10 protein-coding genes and 1 pseudogene are annotated in these 14,517 nt (G+C 49.7%); all 11 read right to left on the bottom strand.

The genetic code is table 11. The annotated features are described in order from the left end of the window. Positions 1–56: 56 nt before the first annotated feature. Positions 57–1,481, bottom strand: coding sequence for a PLP-dependent aminotransferase family protein (locus tag Q0418_RS04755; RefSeq protein ID WP_298482740.1), 1,425 nt, complete (start codon positions 1,479–1,481; stop codon positions 57–59). Next, complete coding sequence (locus tag Q0418_RS04750) at positions 1,447–4,512, bottom strand: glycosyl hydrolase family 59 (protein ID WP_298482738.1); 3,066 nt, start codon at positions 4,510–4,512, stop codon at positions 1,447–1,449. Before Q0418_RS04750 ends, Q0418_RS04755 begins: the two co-directional genes overlap by 35 nt. Before the next feature lie 70 nt (positions 4,513–4,582). After that, positions 4,583–5,221 (bottom strand): annotated as a pseudogene (trmB, locus tag Q0418_RS04745) (tRNA (guanosine(46)-N7)-methyltransferase TrmB); the annotation flags it as partial. Between the two features lie 226 nt (positions 5,222–5,447). Then, a complete protein-coding gene (locus Q0418_RS04740; RefSeq protein ID WP_298482736.1) occupies positions 5,448–5,927 on the bottom strand; it encodes a dCMP deaminase family protein in 480 nt (159 codons plus the stop codon). Between the two features lie 11 nt (positions 5,928–5,938). Beyond that, positions 5,939–7,759 (bottom strand): cellulase family glycosylhydrolase, encoded by a 1,821-nt coding sequence (locus Q0418_RS04735; protein WP_298482735.1) that lies wholly within the window; start codon positions 7,757–7,759, stop codon positions 5,939–5,941. 249 nt (positions 7,760–8,008) lie between these two features. Continuing rightward, positions 8,009–8,503: an HD domain-containing protein gene (locus Q0418_RS04730; protein WP_298482733.1), complete on the bottom strand. Its 495-nt coding sequence runs from the start codon at positions 8,501–8,503 to the stop codon at positions 8,009–8,011. Positions 8,504–8,548: 45 nt separating this feature from the next. Then, positions 8,549–9,577, bottom strand: coding sequence for a 3-deoxy-7-phosphoheptulonate synthase (locus Q0418_RS04725; RefSeq protein WP_298482731.1), 1,029 nt, complete (start codon positions 9,575–9,577; stop codon positions 8,549–8,551). A 133-nt stretch (positions 9,578–9,710) separates the two neighbouring features. Next, positions 9,711–11,009 (bottom strand): hypothetical protein, encoded by a 1,299-nt coding sequence (locus Q0418_RS04720; protein ID WP_298482728.1) that lies wholly within the window; start codon positions 11,007–11,009, stop codon positions 9,711–9,713. Between the two features lie 144 nt (positions 11,010–11,153). After that, positions 11,154–12,014, bottom strand: coding sequence for a PHP domain-containing protein (locus Q0418_RS04715; RefSeq protein ID WP_298482726.1), 861 nt, complete (start codon positions 12,012–12,014; stop codon positions 11,154–11,156). Continuing rightward, entirely contained in the window at positions 12,007–13,182 is a 1,176-nt protein-coding gene (locus Q0418_RS04710) for a DHHW family protein (protein ID WP_298482725.1), read from the bottom strand. The genes Q0418_RS04715 and Q0418_RS04710 overlap by 8 nt, the downstream gene beginning before the upstream one ends. A 16-nt stretch (positions 13,183–13,198) precedes the next feature. Then, on the bottom strand, positions 13,199–14,482 hold the full coding sequence (locus Q0418_RS04705) for an MBOAT family O-acyltransferase (protein ID WP_298482723.1): 1,284 nt from the start codon (positions 14,480–14,482) through the stop codon (positions 13,199–13,201). Positions 14,483–14,517 lie beyond the last annotated feature (35 nt).

The following is a 14,517-nucleotide window of genomic DNA, read 5'->3' as shown; positions in this document are numbered from 1 at the left end:
TGTCGCAAATCTGCACCACATCTGACGGATTCGGGGTTTTTAGAGATGCCCTGATATTATAGGAATTGATACCATGCATCCAGCAGCCGTTTTGTACCGTCCGTAATTTCCTCTGGAGAAAGACAGGCATAGCCTAAGACAATACTCGGTGGCTTTTTTGGCGCACGGCTTGCCGTTTCATAATAGCCGGACAAACCGTACACTGTCACATGTACTTTCTCTGCCGCACGGATCAGTTCTTCCTCTGTGCAGGGCAGATGCACTTTCAGCAGCAAATGCAGTCCGGCTTCTTCACCGTTGACAGTAATATATTGCGCCAAGGGATGGGAATAGAGCACGGACAACAGCAACATCTGACGCTGGCGATAGGTTTTTTTCATCCGGTTCAGATGGCGTTCCAAGTGTCCTTCCTGCAAAAACTGCACCAGAGTATACTGTTCAAAGCTCGGTACAGTGGAGGAATAAAAAGAAAACTCCTGTTCGAATTGTTCTGCTAGCCGAGGAGGCAGGACAACATAGCCGATACGCAGAGACGGTGCAAGGGTCCGGGCAAAGGTATTCATATAAATGACATGCCCTGTCTTGTCCAGACTGTACAGCGTCGGCAGGGGCTTTCCCTGAAACCGCAGTTCGCTGTCATAGTCATCCTCAATGAGATAGCGATCTGGTTGGGCAGAGACCCATTGCAACAGTTCGGCACGTCGCCGTATAGGCATGATCATTCCCGTGGGAAACTGGTGAGACGGTGTTACATGGGCAACCGTTGCCCCCGACTGCTCCAGATCATCCAGCCGCAGTCCGGCATTGTCCATGGGAATGCCCATGACTGCTGCGCCGTTGCTGTGAAGGATCTGTTTGCCTTTCCGATAGCCGGGATCCTCCACAGCATATCGCCGGGACGCCCCCAACAGCTGCACGAGAATCCCCAGCAGATATTCCGTTCCCGCACCCACCAGAATCTGTTCCGGCGTAACATGGATATCCCGGAATGCCCGGAGATGGGTCGCAATCGCCTGACGCAGTTCATATAAACCCATGGATGGCGTTGCCTGTAACAAAGTTTCCTGCTTTGAGGTCAGCACCAACCGAGACAGCTTTGCCCAGGTTGCAAAGGGAAACTGCTCGAGATCCACGCCACTGGTGGAGAAAACAATCTGATCCGGAGGTGTATCCGGAAAAGGCGCAGCCGTATTGCAGGCTGGCAATTGCTCCGGATGTGGTGCATGTGCCAGCAGTGCAGCATCCGGGTCAACATAATAACCGGCACGGGGACGGGAATAGAGATACCCTTCTGCCACAAGCTGTTCATATGCTGTCTGTACCGTAATCATACTGGTTTGCAAATGCGCCGAAAGCGCACGCCGGGAGGGCAGCTTTTCATGAGGTGCAAGGGCACCCTGGGCGATTTTTGCCTGAATCGTCTGGCAGATCTGCCGATAGAGAGGCTCAGGACTGTTCGGATTCAGTAGGATCGTCAGCATAGTGCTCCATCATTTCTGCGGAATCGCTTTCCAGGATCTGCTGCATTTCCTGCATGGTCAGGCTCATTTCCATGTCCTTAGATGCTGTATCACCGGAGGTTGTGTCAGACGGCTCAAAAATTGCTTCAATCTCACGCATGGACTGGCGTGTCTCTGGATCGAGCTCCAGCTCTTCCGAGACAGGTGCAGCGGGTGCTTCTTCTTTGGTCTGCTCTGTAGATTCTTCAGGCTGTTCCGTGGACGTCTCCAGTACAGCAGGCATATCCTGATCTAGTGCAGTCTCCTCCGGTTCTGTCGGTTCCAGCTGTTCTGGCGAAATCGGCTCTGTCTGCTGAGGTGTTTTCGGCTCCGGTGCAGATGCAGGCACTTCTTCCTCCGGCTTTGGCGCTTCTGTAAAGGGATGCTCCATATGCCACAGCATTGCCTCTGCATCCATAAAGTCGGAGCCAGCGGGCTGGGCAGCTTTCTGCTGGCGACGTGTTGCGGCAACAGTGGAGCGGATGTTGTTGGGGACGGAGAGGGTATCTGTCATGCGGGGATAAGCCTCTGGAATTTCCAGCACATCCAGCTTGAACATACCGCCGGTCAGATAGACGCGCATATTATGCATACCCTCCGGGAGCTGGTCAATGACCATGCACGCCTGACGTGGCTGGCATTCGGGAACAAAGAAATTCTCATACACTGTGTGACCGTCAATGAGCACGGTGAACTCTGCATTCTGTGCAGTACCGATAATCGCAATTCCAGTGCCGTCAAAGCTGCACGAGAACTCAGCCCCTGCCTTTGCCTCCATGGATGTCCGGTTATAGAAGAGATAGCTCTCCATAGCATGAATCTCCCAATTTTCGTTGTAGAGAATGCCATCCCCGAAGCAGTCCACTCGGCGGACAAAAGGCGGCTGCACAGCAACCGGTTCGATGCGAATGTTGCGGAACATATTCCAGGCATAATCACTGCAAAGGCTGGCTCTGCCGCTGTTGACCATGCACTGGGGTGTATATTTGGTCAGGAAATTACCATTGATGAAGAAGAAGATAGAATTGCCCAGCACCACCAGTTTTAGTTTGTTCCACTCCTGGGGGTCGATATGCTGCAAAATGCCCTCTGCGGCGACATTTTCCATATCCATGAGTTTCCAGCTGCCGTCGCCGTAGATTCGTCCGGTATAGCCGCACATGGAAGAAAATTCACAGGTGACAGCGGAGTTATAGCGAATGCCAATGCCGGCGAAGTTATGCTCCTCCAGATTGGCAAGGCAAACTTCGGCTTCGGCACTGTAGCTGCGCCATTTGTCATCACCGAAACAGGTCAGCGGCAGAGGTGTTCCCCGAAACCGCCAGTTTGTCGGCAGGATCTGCGGCGTAATCTTCTGACAGATGGCATAGCCATCATCTGTTTCCACCAGTTCAAAAGCACCGCCCTGGTCGGTCATATAGCGGGGCGCACAGCCACGAACTCGAATCTCTTCTGCTGTATATTCCAGGTCATCGTGATATGGCAGTGCAAGCCGGGTTGCCATAGGCGGCTGGACAGCCGGGAAAGTATTCACGCCGTTGACCCAGCTGGTGTCCAGGGTGGTCACTGTCATAATGGAACGAGGTGGTACCTTGATGAGATATGTATCCCTGTGATTGCGGATCGGGCGAAAATTCTTGCCCTTCTGGAACCAGTTTGCATCATATGCCTGTCTGCCGGAGGGTCCCTTTGTCACCACTGAGGAAAGCACGCCTGGTTCAAATGCCATGTCCTTGATCTGCACGGAGTATATACGCACTTCATCGCTTTCGTTGGTGAAGAACATAGACAGCTCTGTACGTTCCGGTGAAGTCAGTGTCATAACGTTGCTGGTAGTGTTGGTAATGGCGTGATCCTCTTCGCCGTCTCCATAGCAGGCACCGTTCACATACATCCAGCCTTTCTGAGAGAAACGGCTGAAATGAAGCGCCATCCAGAAGCCGATGTCAATGACATAGTATCCCGACCACGGTTCCCAGGCACGGATCAGCTGTTTCGGAGCATAACAGGAGCCATCATAATAAGAGGCAACAGCCGGTTGGAACTCGTACATGACCATTTTGCCGTTGTAATAACTGTTGATAATGCGGTTTGCCACATCAATAGGACCGTTTTTTCCTACAAGCCCGGATTCGTCCGCCTGTACCGTCAGCTCCGGCACATTGCAGGGCGCAATGCCTTCGCTGTACCAGATTTCCTTGCCGTATGCTTCATTAAGCAGGTTAGTGTAGGAATCGCCGAACGTGGTATAGTGCAGACCAATGACATCTACGGCGTTGCGCAGTGCACTGTTGTCTACCATCTGCTCTGCAATGTTCCGGGTGCCCACTTCGTCAGATGCAATGATCTTGATCTTGCTGTAATCATAGGGTGCATTTGTCTCGTGATCCAGCCGATAGCGCAGATAGAGGATCCATGCTTCATCCGGGGTGTCTGTTTCATTCTGATCAGCGCTGATGTAGTCGAATTTCAGCCCGTATACAGCATAAGCGGCATCCAGCGTCTCCTTGTACCAGCGATAACGTGCATTCAGACCATGCTCCTGGCTGATGGAAAAGGCACTCGTAACCCAATTGGGTTCGCCCCAACGGAGAAAATCCACCGTAATATCTGGATTGATCGCCTTTGCGTCAGCGGCGAACTGAAAGCCAGCCCCACGTGTAACATCTGCCGGTTCGTTGGCAGAACGCTTGGTGCATGGCTCTGTGCCGGAAGAAGAGTTGACATCTGCACCCAGTTCGATTTTAATATGGGTCAGTCCGACGCCATAATCTTTTTGGAACAGCAGCCGCATGATCTCCTCATATGCTTGAGGATGCTCCACCTTATAATCCAGCAGCAGCCGGGAAGAGTTGTTTCCCGTGACACAGCCAAAGCCGCGATAGCTTGCCGCCGGATTCTCATTTGCCTGGGTGCCGTCTGCAATGATCTCCATGGGCGGCGCAGCGTTTCGCTCTATGAGATTGGAAAAATATTGATTCATGGATTTATGATTCTTCGTTGTTAAGCCCATTGTTCTCGTTCCTTTCACTATATTGCAGCAGATGCCGGAGGGATTCCATCGGCACTGAGGGGTCTGGCTCAGCCTTGAGGAATTTAATAGTTTTTCCCATTTCATCGAACATCTGTTCGTGCTCAGTCTCAAAATACCGCAGCGTTGGCTCGCTGTGGAGATCCCGTGTCATGGTTGTGATGCGAAATCCTGCCTCCGGGAAATATTCCAGGGATTCATCAAACAGCTCGTCATCGTCTGTCTTGAACCAGATCTCTCCGTCCAGGATCAGCCGATACTGCACTAGCTGACGCGGATGGGTGAGCCGACGTTTTTTGTGCTTTCCTCTCGGCCAGGGATTGCAGAAATTGATATAAATCCGGTCAATGCGATCTGTTTCGGAAAAACAGTCCCGGAGATACATAATATTATCAATGCAGATGCGGACATTGTCCAGAGGCAGATTTGCGGCTGTATATGCCGCCTCCAGCTTGCGTTTGGCGAGCACCAGCATTTCATTTTTGATGTCAATGGCGAGGTAATTGTAATCTGCATTTGCCGGAGCTTCCTGTGCAATAAAGCCGCCTTTTCCGCAGCCGAGTTCCAACCGAAGAGGCTGCTGCTTCGGGAATTGAGAAGCCCACTGTCCTTTGCAGGACTTTGGCTCCGGGATATAGAACGGGCAAGCCTCCAGTTCCGGTCTTGCCCAGGGTTTACAGCGAATACGCATGGATCGTTTTCATCCTTTCGTGATAATGCACCGTTTTCCGGCGCATAATTTCTCTATTTTATTATAGCATATTTTGCGGGAAAACACAAAGGGAATTTGAAAAAAAGCGAAAAAAATCGAAAATAGGGATATTCCACAAAAACCAAAAGCTGTTTTTAGGCAAAAAAGCTCTCCCGAAAAATGGGAGAGCATTTTTTTGTGAAAAGTTATGCAGAATCAACAATTGTCAGAGCGTCAGCGTCATCGCCCGATCTGTATGATGATAAGGACGGCAAGTGACCCCAGTCAGCAGAAACATCCGCTGGGATGCCTTTGTGGCATCGGAGTCCGCATATTTGTTATCATAATAGATGATTTCACGAATACCGCTTTGGATGATCGCCTTTGCGCACTCATTGCAGGGGAACAGGGTCACATACAGCCGACAGCCCTGCAAGCTTCCGGCGCTGCGGTTGAGAATGGCATTCAGCTCCGCATGGCAGACAAATGGATATTTCGTATCCAGAAAATCTCCTTCTCGTTCCCAGGGCATGTCGTCATCATTGCAGCCCGTGGGCATGCCATTATAACCGACAGAGACAATTTTGTGTTCCTGGTTGACAATACAAGCGCCGACCTGTGTGTGATTATCCTTACTGCGCTGTGCGGAAAGCAGAGCGATGCCCATGAAGTATTCGTCCCAGGTGAGATAGTCCTTACGTTTCATTGGCAATGACCTCACTGAGGAAATGCATCGATGGCTTTGGAGAGTACCTGACGATAAAGTGCCAGGTCGATGCCGTTTACAATGCCATCTCCGTTGACATCCCCAGCCTGGATGTTTCCATCATCCGTTTTCTGCCCCAGCAGGAACTTGAGAAGCTGGATCAGATCTGCCATATCTGTGGTGCCATCCTGAGTAATATCCCCGATGACAGCCGGCTTTTCCGATGTTGTTACGGTAGTAGTGGTTTCTTCCTTTCCAGTGGTGGTGGAAACTCCTGTACCAGTTTCAACAGGCTTTGAAGATCCGGTTTTGCCATCCCAGATGGTTCCGCCGTCCAGGTTACTGCCTTCTTTGGAAGCGTAGGAACTGTAGAATTCGCTCAGAGAAATGCTGGAGCCATTTGTACCCAGTGCACGCTGGTGATCCAGGCTGATATATTTTCCGGTTTCCAGAGTCTGCCACAGGGATTCCTCAAACATATTGTATTTCTCATCATCCCATGTCGCAAAGTCATATCCCAGCAATCCGCCGGTATCGCCGGAGTTGGGGTTCAGTCCCCAGAAGGTGTGGTTGATGTGGTTGTTGATCATATAATCCCGGAGCAGCGTCATCCACTTTTCGTTGTCGCCGCCGTCCATATGACCGCCCCATTCGCCGATCAACAGCGGAGCAATTTCCTGGTCGTTGATATATGCCCAGGTGTCATACCAATAGTCATCCAGCAGTGTCTGGGTGGTGAAGTCCTTGTCAAACCAGGTCTGGTTATAAACGGACGGGCCGTAGTCGTGAGGAGAGTAAACGATCTGACTGGTGCCGGAATCCGGTTCGATGGGATAATCCTTTACACCACGCAGATTGCCGCCCCACCATGCACCATACCAGGGAGAAACATCTGCAGATGCCTGCCAGATATCCGGTGTATCATAGGTGTAACCCTTTTCTGTTTTGGGATACTGTTCTACGCCTTCGATAAAGATCAGTGCGTTGGGGTTGACGCTCAGCACAGAATTTGCGCATTCTGTTGCGGAATATGCCCAGTTATTCTGATCGGTAGAGTTGTCCCATTTTGCAATATCAGAGGGACAGGATGAACCGCTGTAGCCTCGTTTTCCGTGAGGCTCATTTTTCAGATCGTAGCCGATAATGGTATCGTCATTGCTGTATTTATCTGCCAGCCAGGTAATGGAATCCTTCCACATATCCCACGTGATCTGTTCGGAGGAGTAGAAACCCGTTGCCATATTGTCAGCATCTGCGGCGGAGCTTTCATAGTACCACAAATTGTAGTTATGACCGGAGTTATGAGAAGCCGGGCTGTGAACGTCAACCATGACCTTCAGACCGTATTTTTTCATTTTCTGCATGATAACATCGAAGATTTCCATGCTGTTTTTCAGAGTCTTGCCGTCCTCCAGGACAAAATCCGGGTTCACGACAAAGTATGGCGGATCGTTTCCGGCATTGACGCTGGAAACATCCAGCGGTTTACCCTCCATCCAGGACACCAGAAGCTCTGTGGAGATGGGCATACGGATCAGATTGATACCATGATTGGATACATTTTCCAGGAAGTCATCGACATCAGCAGCATAAAGTCCGTGGGCACAGTTTTCTGTGCAGTTGAAACCGAACCAGTTTGCGCCGGTGAGCCAGACTTCATGTCCTTCCGAGTCGTAGAGCCGGCTGCCTTCTGCATGAAGCCAGTCATCGTTGTTATCGTCTGCGGCAACAGCGTTCAGACTTGTCTGCACCGCAGGAATGCTTGCGGAAAAGCAGGTGATTGTCATCATCCCTGAGACAGCAAGTGCCATCATTTTTTTTCGTATTTTCATAGATATACGATCCCCTTTCCGGTGGAAATACCGTTTCTGACGATATTTCTTCGTTTTTTCTGCAATCAGCAGAATCTATTCTATATTATTATAGTATATTGTATCTAAAAAGTCAAGGGATTTTGCAAAAATTCTAGGCAATACAGTGTGACATTTTCATACGAATCCAGAATCCATACCAGCTGTACCAAAAACAATACAAAAATAACCGGAAACTGGAGAAAATTACATTCCCGGTTTCCGGTTGAATTACGTTAAAGAGAACAATTCGTTCAGATAGTGAATTCCTGTCTCTGTTCGGAAAATTTTATCCCGAAATGCCTGAATGTTACGCTTAGGCAGTCCGTCTTCATAAGCATTGACCATAAAATCTGCCTCAATCAGAATTTGCAAATCTACATCGTCGATCTGGTCATAGGTGTGGTGATGTGCCACCAGTTCGCAAACACGGTTAATGAGTGCCGGTTGAAATTCCAGCGCCATCAGCATGGCACGTGCAATAGGCGGTCCCTCGATCTCCTGATATTCACCAGCAGCAGACCGATATTTTTTCTCTGCCGCGTGGATGCCAATATCATGCACCAGTGCCGCTGCTTCGATCACCTCACGCTGCTTTGCACCGAGCTGTTCCTCTTCGGCGATCATTTTTGCAAACGCATACACCTTCATAAAATGCTGGATCCGCTTGGGGTCTCCGCTGTACAATGTGATCATAGCCATCGTCAGTTGACTCATGGATGCCATAATACTGCTCCTTTCACCGCACGGTTCTCTTTACCCTACTTATTTTCAGATCTGGTCAGCAATGTCATAGATCAGCCGTTCAGACTTTTCCCATCCCAGGCACGGATCTGTAATGGATTTACCATAGCAACCCTCGCCGATCTTCTGCGCACCGTCCTCAATATAGCTCTCTACCATGAAGCCCTTCACCAAAGAAGCGATTTCATTGCTGTGACGGCAGCTGTGGAGTACTTCATTGCAGATACGGATCTGTTCCAGATATTTCTTTCCGGAGTTTGCGTGATTTGCATCTACAATCACAGCTGGATTCTGGAAGTTTTTCTTCTGATACAGCTCATAAAGGGTAATCAGATCCTCATAGTGATAATTGGGGATGGTTCTGCCCAGAGGATCCACTGCACCGCGCAGAATTGCATGGGCATAAGGATTGCCTGTTGTCTGTACTTCCCAGCCACGGTACAGGAACACATGAGATGCCTGTGCTGCGACCAGGGAATTCATCATAACAGAAAGATCACCGCCGGTAGGATTTTTCATACCCACGGGAATGTCCAGACCACTAGCCGTCAGGCGGTGCTGCTGATTCTCCACAGAACGCGCACCCACTGCCACATAGGAAAGCAGATCAGACAGATACCGGTGATTTTCGGGATAGAGCATTTCATCTGCACAGGTCAGCCCGGTCTGTTCAATGGCACGGGTGTGCAGCTCACGAATGGAGATCAGACCCTGGAGCATATCCTCTTTTTTCTCCGGATCCGGCTGATGTACCATACCCTTATAGCCTTCGCCGGTTGTCCGAGGCTTATTGGTATAGATGCGAGGAATAATGATCAGCTTGTCTTTGACCTGCTCCTGAACTTTTGCCAGGCGTGCAGTATAATCCAGCACAGCATCCTCCCGGTCAGCGGAGCACGGTCCGATAATCAGCAGTTTTTTCTGGGACTCTCCGGTGAAAACGCTTTTGATTTCAGCATCTCGTTTTGCCTTTACTTCTGCCAATTTCTCTGACAGAGAAAACTGTTCTTTCAGCTCTTTTGGAATCGGGAGCTTTCGAATAAAATTCATATTCATTCTTTGCCATGTCCTTCCTTCTGAGAAACCTTTTTCACAAAAGATGTTTGCAAACATCCATGAAAACAGATTTCGGAGTTATCATATTAAGTATACTACATTTTTCGACAAATTGCAAGCCACATTCGGGAAATCATGAAAAGTTTACCGGTGTTGCCACAGGCGGCGAGGCAGAACCGGTGTGTTTATTCGGTATAGAAGGTGTCGTTTCTGATGCCGCATTTTCTTCTGTACTTGTCTCTGTCTCCTTCACTTTCGGTGTAACCAACTGAATGGTAAGATCTCCCTGAGAGGTATATGTGGTCAGCAGTGCCTTGGTCTGGGGCAATACTAGAACCCGTTCCACTTCCGCTTCATCCAATCCCAGATCATCCCAGGTGTAAAGCAGTTCCGGCGCAGCATTTTTTTCGGAGACACGGTACAGACTGTTTTCATCCCAGAAGCCATAGCAAATGCTTTCTTCTGTTTCTTCTGCCAGGACGCTGGCAGAGGTCAGAAGGTCTGAGGCTGAAATCTCTGTTTTCCACAGTGTATTATCTGCGATCACAAGACGAGACAACTGCGGTGTTTCTTCAGTATCCTTTTCCCAGAGCAGCATTCCGTCATCACCAAAACGAACCCACTGATAATCCGATTCCAGCGGTAGAATATTGAAGTCATTGCCCTGAATGGGAAGGAGATTGCCGCGGTCATCCAGGGTCATGAGACATTCCTGTTCATCAATGGTTGCTGTCAGATAAACATGATCCGATGCATCACTGCGGATACCAGTAAAAGCCATAGTCTGTCTTGCGGATTCATCCAGATCCAACAACGTAGACAGTCCCATTTTCCGGGTGATTTCACCATCGGCACTATACCACACCAGTCGATACTGGGTAGCGTAATTTTCATAATAGGATTCCCAGTCGAACTGTTCCGGATCAAAGGTCGGGTCTTCATAGGGGACGGCATTTGAATTTTCACATACCAATCCGCAGATCGTACCGTCAGATAAAATATCAAAATCCGTCAGTCCAATAAAATTTGTTTCGTCAGCAGCATGGAACAGCGGTGTGAAAACCGGTTCATCTTCTGCAGATGCACGAAAGAGAATGCTCTTTTGCTGCTGTGTTTCATCCTGCTGTATTCCAAGCAGATATACATCCCCATCGTAGACACGAACTGCCTGCAATGTTCCCAACTCCTCCGGCAATTTCCAGGCAGTCACATCTGCCTCAAATGCCGGTTCCGGTAAATCGGTTTCAGCAGAAAGCGTTGTTTCAGCAGTTGTCTGTGATGTTTCTGTCTGCAAATCTGTCACAAGCGGCGGCAGATCTGTCAGTGCAGATTGTTCTGGTTCATGATTTCCGCGACTGGCAGCACATCCCGTTGTACAAATACATATCCCCAATGCCAAAGCATACATCCGATACCTTCGATTTGATCGCATCGCACAGCCTCCATTCTCGGAACCTGTCTGACAGAATACATACCAACATCTATCAGACAGGTTTTTAAAATCTCTGTTCATTATAATACGAAATCTGCAAAAAGTCAAGCCCTGTTCAAAAATTGGATGGAATGCCTGCAAATGTCATGTTTTGTCTTTTTTCTTGACTGCCTGGAGAAGTTGTTCTGGTATCATAGGATCTGTAATGCAAAGATTCCCAGAGATGCCGGTACCCAGAGCGATATCCGGTTTGACCCCGGGACCATGAAAGTCTGAGCCGCAAGTATAGAGCAAATCGTATTTCTTTGCCAATGCCAGATAACACGCTGTCTGCTGGGGTGTATGACGGCTGTAATACGCTTCGATACCTTGCAAGCCCATTTCTTTCAACTGAACCAGCAGTGCATCCAAAGCCGGTTCCTCCAGTTTCAACTGATAGGGATGTGCCAGCACAGCAACGCCGCCGGCTTCTCGGATAACCCGGATCCCGTCAGCTGGCAGGGGCTTTGGCCGCTCCACCCGGTCATAAAATTCCGGTGTCGTCAGATAACGGTCAAACGCATCCTGTACAGAGGAAGCATAGTCCTTTGCTACTAGTGCACGTGCAAAATGGGGTCTTCCTGTTGTTTTCCCATTATTACAGCGGCGCACATCCTCCAGCGTTATCATTATGCCCCGTTCCTGGAGATATGCCAACATCTTGCTGCAGCGCACACTACGGTCTCTGGCATGCTTTGCACAAAAGTCCAGCAGTCCAGGGCTTGCCGGATCAATGCCATATCCTAAGATATGCAGTTCCTTTCCACCCTGTACACTGATCTCAATACCTGGAAAAAACAGTATACCAAATGCTGCCGCTGTTTTTGACGCTGAAGCAATACCGGAAACTGTGTCATGATCTGTGACAGCTGCCACTGTGATACCCGCCTCATATGCCATCCGGAGTGTTTCCTCCGGGGAAAACTCTCCATCAGAACAATTGGTATGAATATGCAGATCAATCATGCTTCTTCTCCTCTCCATTCTGGATGCCTTTAAAATATTTCGGTTCGGCAAAGGTATCGGCATCACAGAGCACAAGCACCTGAGTGTAGTCTGAGATTTCTGTCAATTCTTCTAAAGTATGTTCCATACATGTCACATCGATGATGCAGATCTCACTGTAATGCTGGAGCAAAAATGGAACCATACAGTCTGCATAGGAATCCTTGAGGAGCAGCAGTTTTTTCTGATTATCCAGATTCGTACGGATCACCAGTTTCTCGCAGTCCTCTCCCAGATAAAAGGCATATGGGTCTGTCTGGCTGTTCGTTGGTGTTTCATACAGCTGACGTTCCTCCTCTGTGCCGTCTCCCAGATATGCTGTCATTTCTGTGACGCTGCTGCCGGACTCACAGGTGTACACATCCAGAATATCCGGCGTGACTTGTTCATAGAGGCAATCATTGTACAAACTGCCCCGGAAAGAATCCACATGGATGACAGAATACTGGTCATAAGCAATGGGTGCAAATCCCATTTTCTGAATCGTGTTCCGATAGACGCAGTATGCGCCGTAGCCGCTCCATCTGGGATCGGTACGGTTATAAATATAATCCTTTGTTGCCGTAAACAATACATTGTATACATCGATTTTCCGAATAGAAGAGATGATCTGCTGATAGAACGCATCGATCTCAGGTCTCTGTGAAGGATAGGACATTCCCTCCAGAAGGGTATCCGCATAGAATTCTCCTGCTGACGGCACGGCAATGACACATGTAGGTATCTCATAGGCTGCATAGAACTGGTTCAAAAGCGCTGCCGTTTCGGACAACTGTTCAGCGTCCAGCTGTTCGGGGCACTCCAGAAGCCGTTCCTCTGTCAGATAAACATCCCCTACCCGGTTTCCGCCGGCTGCCGCAGTGCAGTTCGTCACAGTCCGCACCAGCGTATTCCGTCCGGGGACACGGTGGGAAAGTACATTGTCTGCCGCCTGTTGCAAAGACGGAGAACAGGTTTTCGGCATTGTATACGAACCGCTGCGTTGCCCGGAAAAGCAGGCGCATAGCAGCGCTGCAATGCCAAAAACAAAAAGAATCACCCAGAGGATACCCCCGATTATGCGCTGCGCAGCAGTCAGCTGCTGGGCGTTGGTCTGTTTCTTCCAGCGGCGAGATTGTTTGACTTTCATAAGCACACCGCCTTTCTCATAACATCAGCTGCATCTGAGCCGTACCGCTGGTACTGATCAGTACGGCAGTACAGCCTAACAGCAGCAACAGCACTGCTGCCACGGTCAACGGAATCCGCATCACCCGGAACCAGGGCTTTTCTTCGACGAAATGCAGTACCGTGCGCCAGTTGCCGGATGCGCAATAGACTGACACGAAAAGAATCAGACCATAGCTAAGCAGCAGATTCCTGTCTGCTTCACCAGGTGTAAAATGTCCCATTCCAAACATCACTCTCAGGTATTCCCACGCCGATGCCAGATCAGGCTGGATCAGAAGTACTGCGCAAACAGAGAGCAGCAGAACTGTGACGCCATAGCGAATGCCAATATACCGTCTTCCCTGTCCCATCAGATGTTCCATCCAGATACAGAATCCGATGCCTAGCCCGAAGATCAGAGTCGGCAAACGGAATCCGTACCACAAGCCCACACAGCCCCATGTAATCGTTACAGCAAACAGATGCAAGAATTTACTTTTCCCATGAAAACGTGTCCCCACATAGTGGGAAAACCACTGTACCACTGTACGGTTCCACTGGTCGGCAAATTTTGTGACAGAAGGGAAAAACAAGGATTTTCCATAGCTTTCCGGCAGACGTACTCCATAACAGAGCGCAAGGCCGATCGCCATATCTGCATAGCCGGATAATTCCAGATACAGGGATACCAGCTGTGCCAGTGCCCCAAGCCATACTGTGATGATGGAATAGCCTGAGGGATCCGCCTGGTTCACTGTCTGGAACAGCATTCCCACATTGTCTGCCAGGAGCAGTTTCTTTCCCAGTCCCACCAGAAACCGAGTCATGCCTGCGCCGATATGCTGCATGGAAAAAGTGGGGTTACAGAGAGATCTCAGTGCCACAGGATACGGCACCACAGGTCCCATGATCAGACGAGGATAAAACAGCATATACAGAGACAGCTGCCGCCAGTTTCGTTCTGCGCCATATTTTCCACGACGAACATCGGCACAGTAGCCGATTGCCTGCAGGACAAAGAATGCCAGTCCCAGAGGGAAGAGATCCTTGCCGTGCAGAAGAGAAAATTCCCACGACTGCATCCAGTCACTGCGCAGGAGGGTCAATGCTCCCAGATACACAAGAACCGTGCTCAGCAGCACCAGCCCGGACAATTTTCTTCGGGTATGCAGATGTTCCAGCAGGAGTCCGATGCCATATGTGGCTGCAGTGAGCACGAGCAGCACCAACGCCCCAAGCCATCCGCCGCTCAGCAAAAATAACATGCTGATAGCCAGCATGACTTCTCGTTTCCAACGCTGCGGCGTCAGGTGAT

Source organism: uncultured Ruminococcus sp. (assembly GCF_937915125.1).
GTDB lineage: Bacteria > Bacillota > Clostridia > Oscillospirales > Ruminococcaceae > Ruminococcus_C.
The sequence above is the reverse complement of the archived record's forward strand: the minus strand, read 5'-3'. Positions and strand labels throughout refer to the sequence as shown.

Coding starts and splice junctions, on each gene's coding strand:
- Q0418_RS04715 (WP_298482726.1), bottom strand. CDS start 12,014: ATGATTGATCTGCATATTCATACCAATTGTTCTGATGGAGAGTTTTCC.
- Q0418_RS04705 (WP_298482723.1), bottom strand. CDS start 14,482: ATGCTGGCTATCAGCATGTTATTTTTGCTGAGCGGCGGATGGCTTGGG.
- Q0418_RS04740 (WP_298482736.1), bottom strand. CDS start 5,927: ATGAAACGTAAGGACTATCTCACCTGGGACGAATACTTCATGGGCATC.
- Q0418_RS04720 (WP_298482728.1), bottom strand. CDS start 11,009: ATGCGATCAAATCGAAGGTATCGGATGTATGCTTTGGCATTGGGGATA.
- Q0418_RS04750 (WP_298482738.1), bottom strand. CDS start 4,512: ATGGGCTTAACAACGAAGAATCATAAATCCATGAATCAATATTTTTCC.
- Q0418_RS04735 (WP_298482735.1), bottom strand. CDS start 7,759: ATGAAAATACGAAAAAAAATGATGGCACTTGCTGTCTCAGGGATGATG.
- Q0418_RS04710 (WP_298482725.1), bottom strand. CDS start 13,182: ATGAAAGTCAAACAATCTCGCCGCTGGAAGAAACAGACCAACGCCCAG.
- Q0418_RS04755 (WP_298482740.1), bottom strand. CDS start 1,481: ATGCTGACGATCCTACTGAATCCGAACAGTCCTGAGCCTCTCTATCGG.
- Q0418_RS04725 (WP_298482731.1), bottom strand. CDS start 9,577: ATGAATATGAATTTTATTCGAAAGCTCCCGATTCCAAAAGAGCTGAAA.
- Q0418_RS04730 (WP_298482733.1), bottom strand. CDS start 8,503: ATGGCATCCATGAGTCAACTGACGATGGCTATGATCACATTGTACAGC.